The organism is Mesorhizobium sp. NBSH29 (assembly GCF_015500055.1).
Classification (GTDB): Bacteria; Pseudomonadota; Alphaproteobacteria; order Rhizobiales; family Rhizobiaceae; genus Neomesorhizobium.
This window is the reverse complement of sequence record NZ_CP045492.1, coordinates 2205296-2221250: the sequence shown is the minus strand read 5'-3', so window position 1 is coordinate 2221250 and position 15955 is coordinate 2205296. Positions and strand designations below refer to the sequence as shown.

General features: G+C 62.8%; 21 protein-coding genes. 1 reads left to right on the top strand and 20 read right to left on the bottom strand.

Annotation, left to right across the window (positions count from 1 at the left end; translation table 11 throughout):
• Positions 1–41 precede the first annotated feature (41 nt).
• The 16 genes from GA830_RS11080 to GA830_RS11005 form a co-directional block, all read right to left on the bottom strand.
• Positions 42–1454, bottom strand: coding sequence for an ATP-binding protein (locus GA830_RS11080; RefSeq protein ID WP_308460441.1), 1413 nt, complete (start codon positions 1452–1454; stop codon positions 42–44).
• Positions 1451–2116 carry a response regulator transcription factor gene (locus GA830_RS11075; protein WP_195161925.1) on the bottom strand — a complete coding sequence of 222 codons (666 nt, stop codon included), beginning with the start codon at positions 2114–2116 and terminating at the stop codon, positions 1451–1453. The genes GA830_RS11080 and GA830_RS11075 overlap by 4 nt, the downstream gene beginning before the upstream one ends.
• Before the next feature lie 73 nt (positions 2117–2189).
• Positions 2190–2489 (bottom strand): hypothetical protein, encoded by a 300-nt coding sequence (locus GA830_RS11070; RefSeq protein ID WP_195161924.1) that lies wholly within the window; start codon positions 2487–2489, stop codon positions 2190–2192.
• An 84-nt stretch (positions 2490–2573) separates the two neighbouring features.
• Positions 2574–2780 (bottom strand): hypothetical protein, encoded by a 207-nt coding sequence (locus GA830_RS11065; RefSeq protein ID WP_195161923.1) that lies wholly within the window; start codon positions 2778–2780, stop codon positions 2574–2576.
• Positions 2781–2808: 28 nt separating this feature from the next.
• Entirely contained in the window at positions 2809–6705 is a 3897-nt protein-coding gene (locus GA830_RS11060) for a baseplate multidomain protein megatron (protein WP_195161922.1), read from the bottom strand.
• A gap of 12 nt (positions 6706–6717) precedes the next feature.
• A complete protein-coding gene (locus GA830_RS11055; protein WP_195161921.1) occupies positions 6718–7164 on the bottom strand; it encodes an NlpC/P60 family protein in 447 nt (148 codons plus the stop codon).
• Positions 7161–8045, bottom strand: coding sequence for a DUF2163 domain-containing protein (locus GA830_RS11050; protein ID WP_195161920.1), 885 nt, complete (start codon positions 8043–8045; stop codon positions 7161–7163). Before GA830_RS11050 ends, GA830_RS11055 begins: the two co-directional genes overlap by 4 nt.
• Complete coding sequence (locus GA830_RS11045; protein ID WP_195161919.1) at positions 8042–8692, bottom strand: DUF2460 domain-containing protein; 651 nt, start codon at positions 8690–8692, stop codon at positions 8042–8044. The genes GA830_RS11050 and GA830_RS11045 overlap by 4 nt, the downstream gene beginning before the upstream one ends.
• Before the next feature lie 27 nt (positions 8693–8719).
• Positions 8720–9295, bottom strand: coding sequence for a phage tail tape measure protein (locus GA830_RS11040; RefSeq protein WP_195161918.1), 576 nt, complete (start codon positions 9293–9295; stop codon positions 8720–8722).
• Entirely contained in the window at positions 9280–9516 is a 237-nt protein-coding gene (locus GA830_RS11035) for a rcc01693 family protein (protein WP_258045408.1), read from the bottom strand. The genes GA830_RS11040 and GA830_RS11035 overlap by 16 nt, the downstream gene beginning before the upstream one ends.
• On the bottom strand, positions 9513–9857 hold the full coding sequence (locus tag GA830_RS11030; protein ID WP_195161917.1) for a gene transfer agent family protein: 345 nt from the start codon (positions 9855–9857) through the stop codon (positions 9513–9515). The genes GA830_RS11035 and GA830_RS11030 overlap by 4 nt, the downstream gene beginning before the upstream one ends.
• The gene (locus GA830_RS11025) at positions 9854–10270 is read right to left on the bottom strand and encodes a phage major tail protein, TP901-1 family (RefSeq protein WP_195161916.1); all 417 of its coding nucleotides are present in this window, start codon (positions 10268–10270) and stop codon (positions 9854–9856) included. The genes GA830_RS11030 and GA830_RS11025 overlap by 4 nt, the downstream gene beginning before the upstream one ends.
• A 44-nt stretch (positions 10271–10314) precedes the next feature.
• Positions 10315–10722: a DUF3168 domain-containing protein gene (locus GA830_RS11020; protein ID WP_195161915.1), complete on the bottom strand. Its 408-nt coding sequence runs from the start codon at positions 10720–10722 to the stop codon at positions 10315–10317.
• Positions 10703–10888 (bottom strand): hypothetical protein, encoded by a 186-nt coding sequence (locus GA830_RS11015; RefSeq protein WP_195161914.1) that lies wholly within the window; start codon positions 10886–10888, stop codon positions 10703–10705. The genes GA830_RS11020 and GA830_RS11015 overlap by 20 nt, the downstream gene beginning before the upstream one ends.
• A complete protein-coding gene (locus tag GA830_RS11010) occupies positions 10885–11220 on the bottom strand; it encodes a phage head closure protein (protein ID WP_195161913.1) in 336 nt (111 codons plus the stop codon). Before GA830_RS11010 ends, GA830_RS11015 begins: the two co-directional genes overlap by 4 nt.
• On the bottom strand, positions 11220–11789 hold the full coding sequence (locus GA830_RS11005; RefSeq protein WP_195161912.1) for a head-tail connector protein: 570 nt from the start codon (positions 11787–11789) through the stop codon (positions 11220–11222). The genes GA830_RS11010 and GA830_RS11005 overlap by 1 nt, the downstream gene beginning before the upstream one ends.
• Positions 11790–11882: 93 nt before the next feature.
• On the opposite strand from GA830_RS11005, the gene GA830_RS11000 reads away from it, so the two are divergent.
• Entirely contained in the window at positions 11883–12296 is a 414-nt protein-coding gene (locus GA830_RS11000; protein WP_195161911.1) for a GFA family protein, read from the top strand.
• Between the two features lie 50 nt (positions 12297–12346).
• Here GA830_RS11000 and GA830_RS10995 read toward each other — a convergent pair whose 3' ends face one another.
• The 4 genes from GA830_RS10995 to GA830_RS10980 are packed head-to-tail and all read right to left on the bottom strand — an operon-like array spanning position 12347 to position 15815.
• Entirely contained in the window at positions 12347–13597 is a 1251-nt protein-coding gene (locus GA830_RS10995) for a phage major capsid protein (RefSeq protein ID WP_195161910.1), read from the bottom strand.
• Positions 13598–13613: 16 nt separating this feature from the next.
• Positions 13614–14291: an HK97 family phage prohead protease gene (locus tag GA830_RS10990; protein ID WP_195161909.1), complete on the bottom strand. Its 678-nt coding sequence runs from the start codon at positions 14289–14291 to the stop codon at positions 13614–13616.
• Positions 14288–14617 carry a DUF6107 family protein gene (locus tag GA830_RS10985; RefSeq protein WP_195161908.1) on the bottom strand — a complete coding sequence of 110 codons (330 nt, stop codon included), beginning with the start codon at positions 14615–14617 and terminating at the stop codon, positions 14288–14290. The genes GA830_RS10990 and GA830_RS10985 overlap by 4 nt, the downstream gene beginning before the upstream one ends.
• 25 nt (positions 14618–14642) lie before the next feature.
• Positions 14643–15815, bottom strand: a complete 1173-nt coding sequence (locus tag GA830_RS10980) for a phage portal protein (RefSeq protein ID WP_195161907.1) — start codon at positions 15813–15815, stop codon at positions 14643–14645.
• Positions 15816–15955 lie beyond the last annotated feature (140 nt).

Here is a 15955-nt window from a genome sequence, read left to right as displayed (position 1 = left end):
CTGATGGGCTGAAATTGGGCTGATTTAAGGTCTCGTGCAAATCACGGTGCCGTGGGCAATTGGACACTCGCTTTCAATCCGCCCAATGTCGAGCGTTCGAGCGATAATTTTCCGCCATATTCGCCAATCAGGTCGGACACAATCGCCAAACCAAGGCCGGTTCCAGGCTTGGTTTCGTCCAGCCGGCGTCCGCGTTTGAGAGCCTCCCGGGCTTTGTCTTCGGGGATGCCGGGACCATCATCTTCTATCGACAGCTCAAAACTGCCGGCGCCTTGGATGGGGTGCAACGACACGTCAACCTGCCGGCGTCCCCATTTCATCGCGTTTTCCAGCAGATTGCCGACGATCTCTTCAAAATCCTCGCGCTCGCCGGCAAACAGGATATCGTCCAGTGGTAGGGCGAGCGTGATGCGGGCTTCCGGGTTGAGCTTTTCCATAACCCGGACCATTCGGGCAAGCGATTGCGCCAGTGGCGTGCGGTAGACAACGCTGTCGCGCTGGGCAGCGATGCGGGCGCGCTGGAGATAATAATCGAGCTGTTGCTGCATGGCCGAAGCCTGCGCTTCGATCAGCCTGCCCTTTTCACCCCCCATTATGCGGCTCTCGTTGAGCAGGACAGCCAGCGGTGTCTTCAGCGAATGGGCAAGGTTGCCCACCTGTGTGCGGGCGCGCTCTACAATGCGCTTGTTGTTTTCAATCAATGCGTTGGTTTCATCCGCCAATGGCTGAATTTCGGCGGGAAAGGTTCCGGCGAGCCGGGCGGCGGTGCCCTCACGCACATTTGCCAGCGCCTCGCGAACGCGCGCCAGTGGCCGCAGGCCCAGCATAATGGCAATCGCATTGATGGCGATCATGCCGACGCCAAAAAGAGCAAGATAGCCGAACAACCGACTGACGAAGGTGCGGATTTCACTTTCCATCTCGGTGCGGTTGCCCATGACGCGGAAGCGCGCGACGCGGTTGCTCGCATCAAGCACAAATTCGCTTTCCAAGACCTGCAGCTCCTCGCCATCGAGACCGTCGGCCTTGTAGGTTCTACGAAACTCATAATCGAAGGGGACAATGGAAGGTTCCGGCGAGGGGATGACGTCGGTCATTGACAGCGATCGCAGGCGCCCCGTCAGGCCGCCGGACACGGGCTCGACCGACCAGTACCATCCAGATTCTGGTTCCGAAAAGCGCAGATCGCCGAGATCCACGCTGCCGGCAAGTGCGCCGCTCTGCGAGACGCTGACGGTGCTTATGAGGTTGAACAGGTGAGCCGATAACAGGCTGTTGAAGCCGCGTTCGTTGGCCTGCCGGTAAAGCGTTGAAATGATGGTCGAGATGATGATCAGCGCGACAATCGCCCAGATCGTCGACAGCGCGATGATGCGCAGCGACAGCGACCGGGGAACCAGCGTGATGCCTCGCCTTACCCGCTCGAGCGGGACCGGCGCCAGGTTGCCTGTCACGCCTCGGGCTCGCGCATGCGATACCCCATGCCGCGCACGGTCTCGATCATGTCGATGCCCATCTTCTTGCGCAGGCGTCCGACAAAGACCTCGATGGTGTTGGAGTCGCGGTCAAAATCCTGGTCGTAGAGATGCTCAACCAGCTCGGTGCGCGAGACCACCTCGCCCATGTGATGCATCAGATAGGCCAGCAGGCGGAATTCATGCGATGTCAGTTTCAGCGGTACGCCGTCGACATCGGCCTTTGATGCTTTGGTATCAAGCCGGAGTGGGCCGCAGGTGAGTTCGGACGAGGCGTGACCGGCAGCGCGCCGGATTAGCGCGCGCAGGCGCGCCAACACTTCCTCAATATGGAAAGGTTTTGTCACATAATCATCGGCACCGGCGTCGATGCCAGACACCTTGTCGCTCCAGCGATCACGGGCGGTGAGGATGAGTACCGGCATCTTGCGGTCGTTGCGACGCCAGCGCTCGACGACGCTGATGCCATCCATCTGCGGCAGGCCAATATCAAGCACCACCGCATCATAGGGCTCGGTATCGCCCAAAAAATGCCCCTCCTCACCGTCATAGGCGCGGTCGACGACATAGCCTGCCCCGACAAGAGCGTCGGAAATCTGGCGGTTCAGGTCCTTGTCATCTTCGACAACGAGTATGCGCATGGAATCACGTCACCGTGCTGGAGCGATCAGACGGTCAGGTATAGGCGAAAAGGCGCTTGGGTAAAACAGCGCTTTATCCCTGTGGTACCACCATCTCAACACGGCGGGGGCGTTCGCCTTCCTTGCCAGGTATGAGCACGACCACGACGCAGACCGGCTGCCCGCCATCAGTGGAGGGCGCGGCCTTGGCGAGTGTACCGCCGTTTTGCGCGGCGATCTGTTCGCCGACTGCAAAACAATCGCTTTGAACAAGCAGTATCGGCGCCCTATCTTCGATCGGCATAAATGGCGCTGCACCAGCCTGCGATGCAAGCAATGTCAGGGCAAACAGGGAGGCGCTCAGGGTCTGGAACACGGGGCAAATTCCTTTCATGACCCGCTTGTACCCGAACGGTGCTGAACGTGAAATGAACGTGTCTCGGCATGACACGAGTGCACACCCTCGCGGCCTCGTCCCTCACCCGATCCTGCTCACCGCAGACAGGCGGCCGAAGACAGCGATGAGGCCGGAGATTGCGGCAGCGGCCTGCAAAAGCGTGTCGGTAAGGCTGGCGCCGTCGAGATGTGTCACCGGCAGCCCAAGCAAGCTAGCACTGGCGATGGAAACTGTCACAAGCGAGGCCCAGATGGTCCGCGACAGGTACCAGGGTTTGGTGTCTACCATTTCATTCTCCTTGAGTGATGGGTTCGACTTACGAGATCGTCACGCGCCGTGTGGCCGGCAGGCCCCAGCCGGTCGCGGCGCTGAGCTGGGTAACGGTGATGTCGAAAATTGCCGGAAGCGCGCCGAAATCGGCGGCGATGCTTGCCGCGGTATAGGTCCAGCTCGGGGTCGTCACAGTCACCGTGCGCCTTTTGGCACCGGCTGTGGTCGTCAGTTGGATGCGGTAGCTCTCGGCCTCTTCGCCCAGCGGAATGTCCAGTCCGTCCCAGCTGTCGGCGTCGATGCGGCCGCGGCGTTTCCAAGCAATGGCAAGATCGCCATTTGCCTGCTGTGATGCGTTCAGATGCGCAGGCGGCAGCGGCAGGCTGGCGCGGCGACCACCAACCACCGCCTGCTGGGCAAAATTCGTATCGGAAAAATCATAGCCCGAAGGCCCCACTCGCCAGTTGATGGTGAGCCCGCACTCGGACGGCGTCAGACCTGCCGCGCGCACTGCACCGTCGAGCAGCACGAAGTCGGCGTTCGTTGCAGCGCCCGCCGCCATGGCATCAATCGTGCCGAGCTGGCCGCGCAGCAGGCCGGTCAGTCGCCACTGGTCGCTCGCCACCTCGACGGCACTTTCGAATTGCAGCACTTCCCATTGCCCGTTCAGGGCGCGAAGGGCGGCGACATTGGCGCCGTTGAGCAGCTGCAGCCGGCTGATACTGGCCAGTTCGCCATTGAGAAGGTGTACTTCCACTGCACTCCTGCGGTCGATGCGGCCTGCAAAGGTGCCGGCCAGCGGCGCTGTCAGTGTGCCGAGCGTGGCCGGCGCCGAGATCGTTGCGCGCGGGGCGAAGCCTGTTTGTTCTGGCGAGGCAAAGGCAATCTGCGTGCGCCAGATGCGGTTCCATGCTGCCACCCGGAGTTGCCAGTGGGGCCCGCCGGCGCCGGGGGTCATAGGCAGGTCGAGGAACAACGCCAGCGGCTTTCCGGGCACGGTCGGGCGCGGCGGCGGCGGTGGCGGCAGCGCCGAGCGGTTTGCAGCCGGCGAGGCCTCAGCCAGTTTTCGCGCCGACACCTTGCGCAACATACCGTCTTCGATCTGGGTTACCAGATAGGCTGCGTTGCCGGCATCCGGCAGCCGGATCACTGTGCCTGGTTCCACTGCCGCATCGGGCGCCGGCAAGGCAAAGCTCACGGTTTCGCGACCAGACCAGGCGCGCGCCAACCAGTCGTCGAGCAAGGCCGACGCGCCACCCGGCGCCAGCACGCCGGAAAAGCCGATGGTCTCCTGACGGGTTCCGCTGGTGGCCTGCACTCTGCGTCGTGCCGAGCCAGCCTGATAATCGGCGAACGGATCGCGGTAGCCGAGGATCACCTCGGTCGGCAGCTGATGGTCGGGTACCCGCACCGCCTCAAGCACCGCCCCGTTCTTCTCCACTATTAGTTCGCTCATCGTGACCGGCACGCTGCTGCGGGCTGCCTCGCTGCGAAAGACAAGTCCGCTGCCGGTTTCCAGCGCAGCAATACCAAACAGATCCAGCAACGGCTCCAGCGTGGCGCGGGCCGAGGCCGGATCGGTTACCACATAGCCCTGCACCAGCCCGTCGGCATTGTTGACGTTGGCCGGTGGCAGACCGTGGTCAGCCAGAATGGCGTTGATCAGGCTGTCGACGCCGACGCTTCCCAGCCGCCCGTTCAACCAGTGGCCGAGCCGCCAGTTGTCACCGTCGCGCCACAGGGTTCCGTTCAACGGAAAGGCCGGGAATGGTCGAGCATCCCAGGCCCAGAGATAGACCCGAGAGGCATCCACCATGCGGCCCCCATAGTTGGGTGAGATCGGGTTGCGCGCGGGGTCGAAGTATGTGCTTGCCGGGTCCCAGTGGCGCTGATGCGTGACGATAAAGCGCTGCATCGCCAGTTCCGACTGGCCGCCGCTCGAAAAATAGGGAGCGGCACTTTCCGCCGATTTCGGATCGGGGAAAACGTTAGGCTGGTTTGGGCCCTTGTCGACCGCCGGACAGCCCAGTTCAGTCAACCAAATCGGCTTGGAGCGCGGCACCCAGCCAGTCGGTGCGCCAACCTGCACACCGCCAACGCGGTGGTAGTGATTATTGCCCCACCAATTGTGCAGATCCTTGTAGCGATAGACCCATGGCTTTGCGTAGGCGCCATCGGTGATCGCTGAGCGCTGCCTCAGCGTACGCGCGCTATCGGAAGCGTAGTACCAGTCGAAGCCCTCGCCGCGGTCGATCTGCGAGCGCAGGCCGGCGGGATCATAGGGGCCTGAGAACCCATCCGGGCTTGTGCCGGCATAATCGGCGTCACGCCAGTCAGACAGCGGCATGTAATTGTCGATGCCGATGGCATCAATGGCCGGGTGTGCCCACAGGGCGTCGAGATGGAAATAGACATCGCCGCTTCCGTCGGGGGGATGGTAGCCGAAATATTCGGTCCAGTCGGCGCCGTAGGTAATCTTGGCCGCCGGCAAGATTGTGCGCACCTGGCCGGCCAGGAAGGCCAATTGCTCGACAAATGGGAAGCCATTATTCTGGTCGCGCAGGCGTGTCAGTCCGCGCAATTCCGAACCGACGAGGAAAGCGTCCACACCGCCGGCAAGCGCTGCCAGGCGCGCATAATGCAGGACCATGCGACGATAACCCCAGTCACTTGGAGAGCCACCGAAGACGACTGCTCCGCCGGAAACGGAAAAATGCGCGGCAATGGCATTGCCTGAAAACGCTTCGACCTGGCCGCGTCCAGCAGCAGTTTTGTCGGCCGTGCCGCCTTGTTGGGGTCCGGGAAAACAGGTGATGCGCCCACGCCACGGATAGGGCGCCTGGGCCCCGCCGCTATAGGGATCAGGCAAACCATTGCCTGCCGGAATGTCCATCATAACAAAGGGATAGAGTGTTACCTTGAGACCCCGATTCCGGATATGGGTGATCGCGTCGATGACGGTCTGGTCGGAGGGCGAGCCGCCATAGGCGGGACCGCCATTGTGGCTGGTAACCAGCGGCGCGTCGGCCTTTGTAAGGCCGCCCGCCTTCCATGTTTGCGACAGCCCGGTTGCCACGCGGTCGGTGACGCCGGGTTTAACTGTGCAATTTCCGGCGCGCAGATCATTGCCGAACCAGGCGACTACCAGCGCGATATGTTCAAGGTTGGGGCATAGTGCCTGCAACTCGTCCAGCGAGGCAACGAGGTCGCTTGAGGCGGTGAAGACGTTGCGGTTCATCGCGGTCGTGTCGCCTCGCCCGGTGCCGCGCGTCACCAGATTGGGGGCAAGGCCGAACTCGGTGGAACCGGGGATCAGGCAAACCGCCTTCACCCCGCGCTCCAGTTCGCCGACCGGACGCAGCACCTCGAACTGCAGCTGCGGGATGCGGTTGCCGTAATCGTTGATTGGCAGCCGCTCGAAGACAACATAGGCAGTGCCGCGATAGGCAGGTGCGTTTCCGCCACCCTGCCGCGCCTCGATCAGCGGGTCTGGGGCTTGCGTCTGCGAGCCGCGATAGACCCGCATCTCGACAGTCTCACGGTCGAGCTCCTTGCCATCGGCCCAGACGCGGCGCACACCGGCGATCTCACCTTCACACAGGGCAAAGGCAACATTGGCGAAGTAGGTGTATTCGGTCACCTTCGGCCCGCCCTTGGAACCCTGACGCTTGCTCGTCGACTGCTCTTCAAAGCGGGTGGCCCAGATTAGCGTACCGCCAAGCCGCGCGGTGCCATAAAGCCGCGGCAGGGCGGTGCCTTCTTCTGCCGTGTACGGTCTCGGGCCGGTCAGGCGCGGACCCTGGATGCGCTGCGTCGAGCTGATCAGCGCGCGGTCGAGCGTATAGCCGGCCATCGCGCCGGCGGCGCTGCCGATCGCAGTGCCGACGGGGCCCAGAAAGCTGCCCAGAAATGCACCCGCTACCTGCAGGACGATGGTTGCCATTGTCTGGTGTCCTTACTCGGGCTTTAGAGAGATGTCGGGAAATGCAAAGGCTGCTGTGATGCGCCGGCGCCATTGCGGTACTAGTGCAGAGGCCAGCACGGCGTGGCCTTCATAGGCGTGAATGAAGCATTGGTCGGGTGCCAGAATACCGGCATGCTTGGCTGGCAGATGTGGGCGCCAGCGAAACAGTATCAGGTCACCGGGTCGGGCCTCTGCCACCGGCACTTCGGCACAATGGCGGCGCGCGGCTGCAAGCAGGACATCCTTGCCGCCGGCTTCGGCCCAATCGCCCGAATAGGGCGGCGGACGGTCAGGCTCGGTGCCGTAGACAGACGTCCAGATGCCCCGGATCAGGCCGAGGCAATCGCAGCCGACGCCGCGCCGGTAGCCCTGATTGCGGTAGGGCGTGCCGAGCCAGCGCTCAGCCTCGGCCAGAATTTTTGCTCGAATGTCTTTCATGGAACCAGCGGACCGCCATCGAACTGGCCGCCTTCGGTGACATAGGCATAGCCGGCATCATTGCCCGGCAGGTGAGGAAAGCCCTGAAAATTATGTGGGTTGCCGAACTTTGCCTTGCAGGTGGCAAAGCTCTTGTCACAACCAGCGACCAGCGAGAACTGGTTGCCGGCCACGGGATCGGAGCCGTCCTGCCAAAGGCTCAGCGTGATTTCGCCGCCGCCGGAATGACCGAGGATGCGCACAGAGCGGCCCGTATTGGCGCCGCTGGTCCAGGTCAGCACGCCGTGGGCGAACCAGCCGGGCGCAAAAGTGCCAAGCCCGGAGACGGCAACGGCACCGCCGCCTCTGTATGCCACCACTGCGCCCGTCCCGGAAAGCCCCGGTGCGCCGGTCCAGATTTTACAGCGGGCATCACCCAGTTCCGCATCGCAGTCGCGGCGCACGTATTGGCCCTGAACATGATCGAGCTTGTGCGACAGGCTTTCCAGTTCGGCCACGAAGCGCCCGTCGCTGCGGGTGATGCGGCCGATGGTGGCCTTGCGCAGTCGGGCAAACTGGGAAACATCCTTCCAGTTGACCAGTAGCGTTTCCACGGTAGCGCCGTCATAGCGGCCGGCGCTGATGTCTTCTTCCCGGATGCGGACGGAGGACAGCGCGCCCTCCACATCGACAGTATCGGTCGCCAGACCCAGCGTGTCGCGCGCTTCGCTGGCGCTGAAGCCTGATTCCGGCTCGAAGGTCACACCGTCCAATGCCAATGGCCGGTCATGGTCGGTGAAACCAGTCACCGCGCCATCCTTACGGATCAGCTTCCAGCAGTGGCACAGGGTCGTCGCATTGCCCCGGAGGTGTGCTGCAAGGGCCGCCGGATAGGTCGTCATGGCGTCACCTCAACGAGCGGAATGGAGGGGATCTGCCCGGCCTTGAAGGCGCTGAGGCTGATCTCGATGCGCTCGGTGTCAAAACGCACCGGAACGTCGAACTGGAAACCTGCGGTGATTGCAGTGCCCGATGCCGGGATTTGCCCGCCGGGAAAGACAATCTCGCCTGTCGTCGCATCCAGCGTAAAACCTGAGGGCGTGCTGCGTTCAACTCCGTTAACCGCCACCCGCACGCTTCCTGCCACCGGCTTTACGATGGCGCGTGCATAAGCGTCGGCGCCACTGCCATAGGTTTTTGCAAGCGCAAAGCGCTGCGTGGTCCCGTTGCCGGTACCGATGGATTGATCGGTGAACGAAATCGCATCGGCCGGCCGGCACGATTTGCTGTCAAACGGATCACGAAAGCGAAAGCCGTGCAGCGAGCCACGCCGTGCCTCGAAGAAGGCCAGCACATCATAGAGGTCCTCCAGCGAGCGCACGCCGGTTCCGGCATCGTAATGCCTGCGCGAATGGGCAAAGCGGGAATTGCGGCGCTCTCGCCCGGATGTCATCTGGACGATTTCGTTGCGCCGCTCCGGGCCACCGGTCGCGCCAAAAGAAATCGGGGACGGAAACAGCACATCATGAAAGCTTGCAAGGTCGGGCATCTTTTGTCCCTGGGTTGTCGCGTCGGCTTAAAGCGTGCGTGAGCCACGCGAAACGGCGCGGGCCAGCATGCCGGTGATCTGGGCTTCGGATTTGCGGAAGGAAGCGGCGTCCTGCGCGGTCACGTTGAACACGACATTGACACCGCCCCCACCGCCGGACGAGGCGACACCGAGACGTCCGTCAGCAGAGCGTTGAAGCGGCAAGATCGCCTCGGCGCCGGCCTCGCCCATCAGTCCGACATTTTTTCCCATCGGAAAGTAGCTTGGCGCCGAGACCACGCCGCCAGAGGCAAAAGGCACCACGGAACCCGGAACGCCGCCCTTGGCAAAGGGCAAAATGCCCGAGAGGCCGCCCATGATTTTCGACAGCACCGAACCCGTCAGCGATTGCAGCGGCTGCATGCCTTGGCTCAGCGCCATGCCGGCGAGGTTCATGGCAACGCGGCGCAGCACATCGTCGAGGTCGCGGCCACTCACCACCGCGCCCTTCAGCGCGCTTGTCAGCTGCGCGCCAAACCCCTGCGAGAGCTTTTCAAGATTTTTGAGCGCGACTTCGAAGGGAGCTGTGTCAGCGTTGATAGAAACTGTTACGTCTTCGGCCAAGCGAGGTCTCCTTCATCGGGAAAGCGGCGCATCAGCTCAGAGAGTTCCAAGCCGCACATTGGGTCTGTCCGCGTCGGGCGGAGCGCGCTTACCGCACGTTCGAATTCGCGCGGTGTCATCGACCAGAAATCTTTTGGTGAAAGCCGCAGCAGGCCGAGCCCCGTTGCCATGACGTCGGCCCATGGAAAGGCTTTTCCTTCATAGCCCGCAGCGGCCTTCAAAGGTTTTTTCCGGCCAAGCCCGCCTCCCCGGCAGCACCGAAGGTTGCGGACAGCAGGTCCGACACCAGCGTGGCAAAGCCGGCGGCGCCGCCTGGTGCATGCATGGCGGCGACCTCAGCGTCGCTGATTGCCGCGCCTGCTCCACGCAGGCCGGCGCCGATCACGCGGATGATGTCGGTTGCCGACAGCCTCCCTGTCGAAAACCGCTCCACGAGCGCGGCCAGATCATCAGCGGCATAAACTGCTTCCAGTTCGGCCAGCGCGCCGAGTGTCAGGCACAGGCGATAGGGTTTTCCGTCGAGTTCAGCGGCGATCTCGCCGCGATGGCGGTTGGCGATCATGGCGTCACCGTGAAGGTAAGCGCGCCGGCCGATTCCAGCGCGATCTCAAAACTCACCTCGCCATCATGCGCGCCGGTATACTCCAGCGCGGTGATCTGGAACGGGCCTTCGACCGTGCCGAAGTCGGGCACTATCATCTGCCAGGCGACAATCTGTCCGGCGAAGAAGCGACTGCGGATGGTGGCATCGGAGGCCGCATCCTTGAAAATGCCCGAGCCCGAAAGGCTGGCGCGCTGGACGCCTGCGCCAGCCAGCAATTCGCGCCAGCGCCCGGCTGAATCGGCATCGGTCACGTCGACTGTTTCGCTGTTGAAGGCGATGCGCTTGGAGCGCAGCCCGGCCACCGTGACGAAGGTGCCGAGCCCGTTTGAATCGATCTTCAGGAGCAGATCCTTGCCCTTTTGCGCGACCATTGGCCGTCTCCTCGTTGATGTGTGGATAGGAAAGCCGCCCGGGGTCAGGCAGCGGGTTCAGTCACCGCGCGAAAGCGCAAAAGACCCTGGTGCAGAGACAGGTCATCGACATGGCGAGCCTCGGAATATTCGTTGCGCAGGTTGACCAGATGGTGCCCGGCAAGCACCAGCGCCGCATTGTCGAGTTTTGTCCGGATACGGTCCATGATCGAGAGCACCTCCAGCTTGCCTTTGGCGCGGGACCAGACGTGGAGCGTGAAGACCTGTTCGCTGCCGCCCTCGCTGGCGGTACTCCAATCGTAGACGCTGGTCCGGCCAAACGTGATGTAGGGAAAGGCCACGCTTGCGGGTGCATGGTCGAAGATGCGACCGCCGACGAGGGCAGCCAGGGCACCGTCGCCCGACAGTGTGGCAAAGATCGCCTTTTGCAGTTCAACGGCTGGCGAAGTCATCAAACATGTCTCCCTTTTCCGGCTGCGCCAGCAATTCCGGCTCAGACTTCAACCCGGCCTCCTTGCCGATGCGGTGCTGTTGCTCGACGCTGTCGGCCAGATCGTGGGCCATGGAGCGCAGTGATCGCGTCAGGTCTTCGATGGTCAGTGTCACGGCAAAATTCATAACCCCTCCTCCCGCGTGCGGCAGACCAGATAGCGCCCGGTCTCATCGGGGTCGTGGGCTGTCAGGATCACGAAAGCGCGCGTGCCACGGGTGAAGCGCATGCCGCTGCGCAGGCCGGGCCGTGCGCGTATCGTGATGCGGTGCGTCACGCTTTCCAGAGACTGGTCGGCACCGGCGATGCTGTCTGCCGCAACCGGTTCGACCATGCCAAAAAGTGCTGCCACTTCGACCCAGCTTTCGGTATGGCCTCCATGCGCGTCGGCCAACGGGGTCATCACTTCCAGCGACAGCTGATGGCGCAGCATGCCCGGATCAAGCAGGGCCAGCCGCATCAGAGCCGCCTCGCCACGTAGCCGCCGATCAGCCGCTCATAGCCGGGGGGATAGGAGGCGGGTTGGCTCTCGGCGCTGACTGCGCCGCGCAGTTCGTACCAGTGGGCGATGAGCAAAAGCATGGCTCGCTTCAAAAGGTCGGGCACATCCGTGCCGGCCTCGCCAAAGCCGGCGATGAAATCGATTTCGATGCCGTTCATCACACGCAATGCATCGGGCTTGTCGGTAAAGTGGATTCGGGCTGGTCGCGACAGGCTGTCGACCTGATAGCTGCCGGCAGTGACCAGCGCGGCCTCGCCATCGGCGCCATAGGCGGTGACCGAAATCACCTCCATCACTGGATGGCGCACGAGCAGAACCGTGCCGGATTCCGGCCAGCAATCCAGCACCAGCCGCCAGGCCTGGTTGATCATTGCCAGCCCTGTCGCACGCTCCACCTCCTGGCGCGCGGCGCGGACGAGGCCGGTCAAAAGCGCGTCCTCGCCTGTCTGGTCAAGCCGCAGATGCGCCTTGGCCTCAACAAGCGTCACGGGCTCTGCACCCGGTTCGACAGTGCGAAACAGAGTCATGAAATATCCTGCTTTTTCAATGTGAAAGATGGTTGTCTTCGTGCGACAGAGTCGGCATATTGCGCACTCTGTGGCTTTTCCCGCGAGGCAGAGATGACTGAAAAATCGACACTTCTTCGCGGCGCCTGTCTTTGCCGCGCCGTTGGCTTTTCGGTGAACGACGCTTTCGACTATGCGATGAACTGCCACTGCTCGAACTGCCGGCGCACCACCGGATCAGCGTTCAAGCCGATTGCTGGAATCAGGACCGCGCATCTGTCAGTCACCAAGGGTGCCGAAGCAATCATGCGTTTTGGCGAGAGCCAAAATCATGACGCCCATTGCGCGCGATGCGGCTCGCTTCTCTATTCGTCGGTACGCGATGGGGCCTATGTCCACGTGCCGCTCGGGACGCTTGATGACACGCCGTCGATCCGGCCTACGGCCCACATTTTCGTCGGATCAAAAGCCGACTGGTTCGACATCACGGACGACCTGCCGCAATTCGATGAATTTCCGGTCGGGTGAGCCGAAAGCACCCTCGCCCGACGAGCGGGCGGGGATGCTTTTTTGGGCCGCTAGCTGACGCCGTATTTCAACAGTTTTATGGCATCAAAATCCTGCACGCCGCCGCCAACGCGCTTGGTGGTGTAGAACAGCACATAGGGTTTTGCGGAGTACGGATCGCGCAGCACGCGCACGCCGGTTCGGTCCACCACCAGATAGCCGCGACCAAAATCGCCGAATGCAATTGGTGTCGCATCCGTGCCGGCATTGGGCATGTCTTCTGCTTCGACCAGACCAAAGCCCATCAGCATGGCACGGCTGCCGGGTGCTGCCGGTGGCTGCCACAGATAATTGCCATCAGCATCTTTAAGCTTGCGAATGGCGGCCTGCGTCTTGCGGTTCATGACCCAGTTGGCGTTCTGGCGATAGCCGGCCTTCAGCGCATAGACCGTGTCAATCAACACGTCCGAGGCGTTGCTGGCAGGCAACGCACCGGCAACGCCGGTGGCGATATAGCCAAGACTTCCCCAGGCCCAGGCGGTTTCCGCCACCTTCGTGTAATTCAGGAAGCCGCGCGGCTTGGCCGTGCCATCGCCATTCACGAAGGCAGCACCTTCCTGTTCAGCAAAGGCTGCCTCCACTTCGGTGGAAATCCACTGGTCGAGATCAACCACGCTGTCTTCCAGAAGCGAGGCAGTGGCAGCCGGCATCGCGTAAAGTTCCATGGTTGCGAATTGCAGTTCGGCCAGGGTAGCGCTTGCCGTTTGCGGGCGTGCTGCCGTTTCGCCCACCCAGCCAACGGCCGGGCCTGTGATGGAGAAGGGCTTTTTGAGCACGGCAGCCGAAACCTGCCTGACCGAAGCAATGGAGCGTATGGGAGAGAGCGCTGCAAGGCGCTTGCCAATTTCTGCTTCTGTCTCTGGCGGCACCAGATAGCCGCCATCCTGCCCGGAGCCGGACGACATGGCCTTGGTGTCGAGCGCGCGCAGCAGGCGATCATCGCCATTGCGCACATAGGCTTCGAATGCCTGCTTATGCTCCAGATATTCCGCACCATTGCGCGCATCGCGGCCGAGCTGAGGGCGGGCCTTCTTGAGCGAGAGTGCGTCCATCGTACGCTTTTGTTCGTCGAGCGCCTTGTTGATGCGCTCCACCTTATCGACTGTCAGCACATCGGCGCTCATGCGCTTTTCAACACTTGCCAGCCTTTCGTCATTGGCCTGTTTGAAGGCCTCGAAGCTGGTCATGAATTCATCGAATGCATCCGGCAAGTCGAGATGACTGGCTGCCTTGATTTCAGGTGCCTTGGTTAGGGTGTTCATTCAGCAGTTTCCTTGTCTATGGATTGAGGAGACGGGTTGCGGCACGCAGCCTTTCGGCTAGAAGCGCGCCATCGGGGTGATGAGCGGCATCCCGCGCGCGCCGGAGTGCGGCAAAGCCCTTGGCGATGACCGCCCGTGCCTCGCCGCGCGTCAGCCCAGCATCCCGCGTGAGCCAATGTTCGAACTGTCGTGTGGTGGGCAATTGCCGCTCAGCCTTCACGCTTTCCACGCGCGCGCCGGGCAGCATCGGAAAGGTCACCACCGAGATTTCCCACAGATCCGCTTCCAGAATGCGGCGGAGGCCGCCCGCGACATCCTTGCGGGCACGCACCGTTTTGAAGCCTATCGACAGGCCGTCCAGCGCGCCGGCACGCATGAGTTTCAGCACTTCGGCAGCGCGCGCCACGCCCGGCGTCAATTGCCCGCGCACGAACAGGCCACGCCTGTCCTCGCGGATTTCGTGCCAGGCACCGATGGGCTGGCCGGGGTCGTGCTGGAACAGCATGCGGACGCCGGCGGCACCGCGGCGGGCGAGCGACGTGGCAAAGGCGCCGCGCTCCATCACGTCGCGGCCGAGATCGGCCTCGCCAAACAGGCTTGCATAGCCTGAAAACGCGCCATCGGCCTCGACATCCTCAACCACGAGATCGAGAAGTTTGCGCTCGCAGGTCAGCGCATTAGCAAGTTTGGTCATGGCTTGTCGGTTCCCTTTGGCAATGCACCGCGTTCAAACAGGTGGCGAAAAAAGCCAAGCGCCCACCAGGCCAGAAGACTGGCGACAGCCGATCCCATCAGCATGGTCTCGCCGCTGCCCATCTGGTCGGCGATATCGAGCCGGGCGGCCAGCTTGGCGCCGACAGCGCCGCCGAACACCAGGCCGCAGACCAACCCGGCAAAGAAGCGCAGCGCCGCCTCGCGCCGGCCATGGGGCAACACGTAAGCCAGCGACACCGCCGAACCCGCGACCGCGCCAACGCCTTTGGCCGCCCATATCCAGGCGGCTTCCGTCATGTAGGTCATTGCTTTTCCTATTTTGTTGTTTGCGTCAGGCCTGCCGCGAATAGCCGACCGCCTCGCGCTTCTCGTCATCGCTGAGGAAGTCTGCCGCGCTCACCCGCGCCCAAAGCGCGTCGCGCTCGGCGGCGAGACCCTCGATCTGGTCGGCATCGAACCACAACCGAAATTCGCCCCCGCCAAAGACCGGCCCAAGCCAGGCCGAAAACTCGCGGGCGGTGCGCGCAATCAGCGGCAGCACGGTGAGGCGGTAAAAGGCGCGGTTGGCCTCCTGATAGTTGGCATAGGTGTTGTCGCCTGGAATGCCGAGCAGCATCGGCGGCACGCCAAAGGCCAGCGCGATGTCGCGGCTGGCAGAATTTTTGGCCTCGATGAAATCCATGTCCTTGGGCGTCAGGCTCATCGCTTTCCAGTCCAGCCCGCCTTCCAGCAGAAGCGGCCGCCCGGCGCGGCTGGTGCCCGAATAGCCGTCTTCCAGCTCGCTCTTCAGCCGGTCGAACTGCTCGTCCGTCAGGTTGCCGCCTTCCTTGGGTGCATAGACCAGCGCGCCGGATGGCCGCGCCGAATTGTCGAGCAGCGCCTTGTTCCAGCGGCCGGCAGCATTGTGCGTATCCAGCGCGATCAGGGCTGCTTCAAGCGGGGCAAAACCGTAGTGGTCATCGACCGGATGATAGAGCGCCAGGTGCGCCGCACCGCCCGGCTCCAGCGCGACCTTGCGCTTGATTGTCCCGGCCCGGTATTCGAGCGCTGACGGCCAGCCCGCGCTATCTGCCACGACGCTCACGCGGTCAGGCCGCAACAGATGCAGTTCGCGTTGCGCCAGATTGGCCTCGTCGGCTGCTATCATCTCGACATAGGCATTGCCGGAGAGCAGCAGATTGCCGTACAGCGCCTCAAGGAAGGTGTTGCCGGCCTGGCGCCCGTTGGGCCGCGCCAGCAGATCGAGTGCGGGATGCCGGTCGAGCTCGCGCGCGCCTTCATAGAGCAGCCACGGCACGGCACCGGCGGCCTCGGCAATCATCCGCACCGCCCGGTGCACGACCGGATTGCGCATATAACCTTCCCGCGACAACGTCACGAAATCCCGCTTCGACCACCGCGCCTCGGCCTGCGCATGGATCGACACATAGCCATATCCACCCGCCTGCTTGCGCTCAGAAGGCACAACCGTGCGATGCCGTTTGAAGGGCCAGTTCCATTCCATGGTTTTGATCCTGTGTTGGTGAAATGCGACGAGGCATTTCCTCGCCCCGCACTGCGGGGAAAGGTGGCGCCGCGCCAGCGGCGACGGAGAGGGGCACGCGCGTGGCAGCGCGGAGCCATGACCTTAAGGCATCAAGCCCC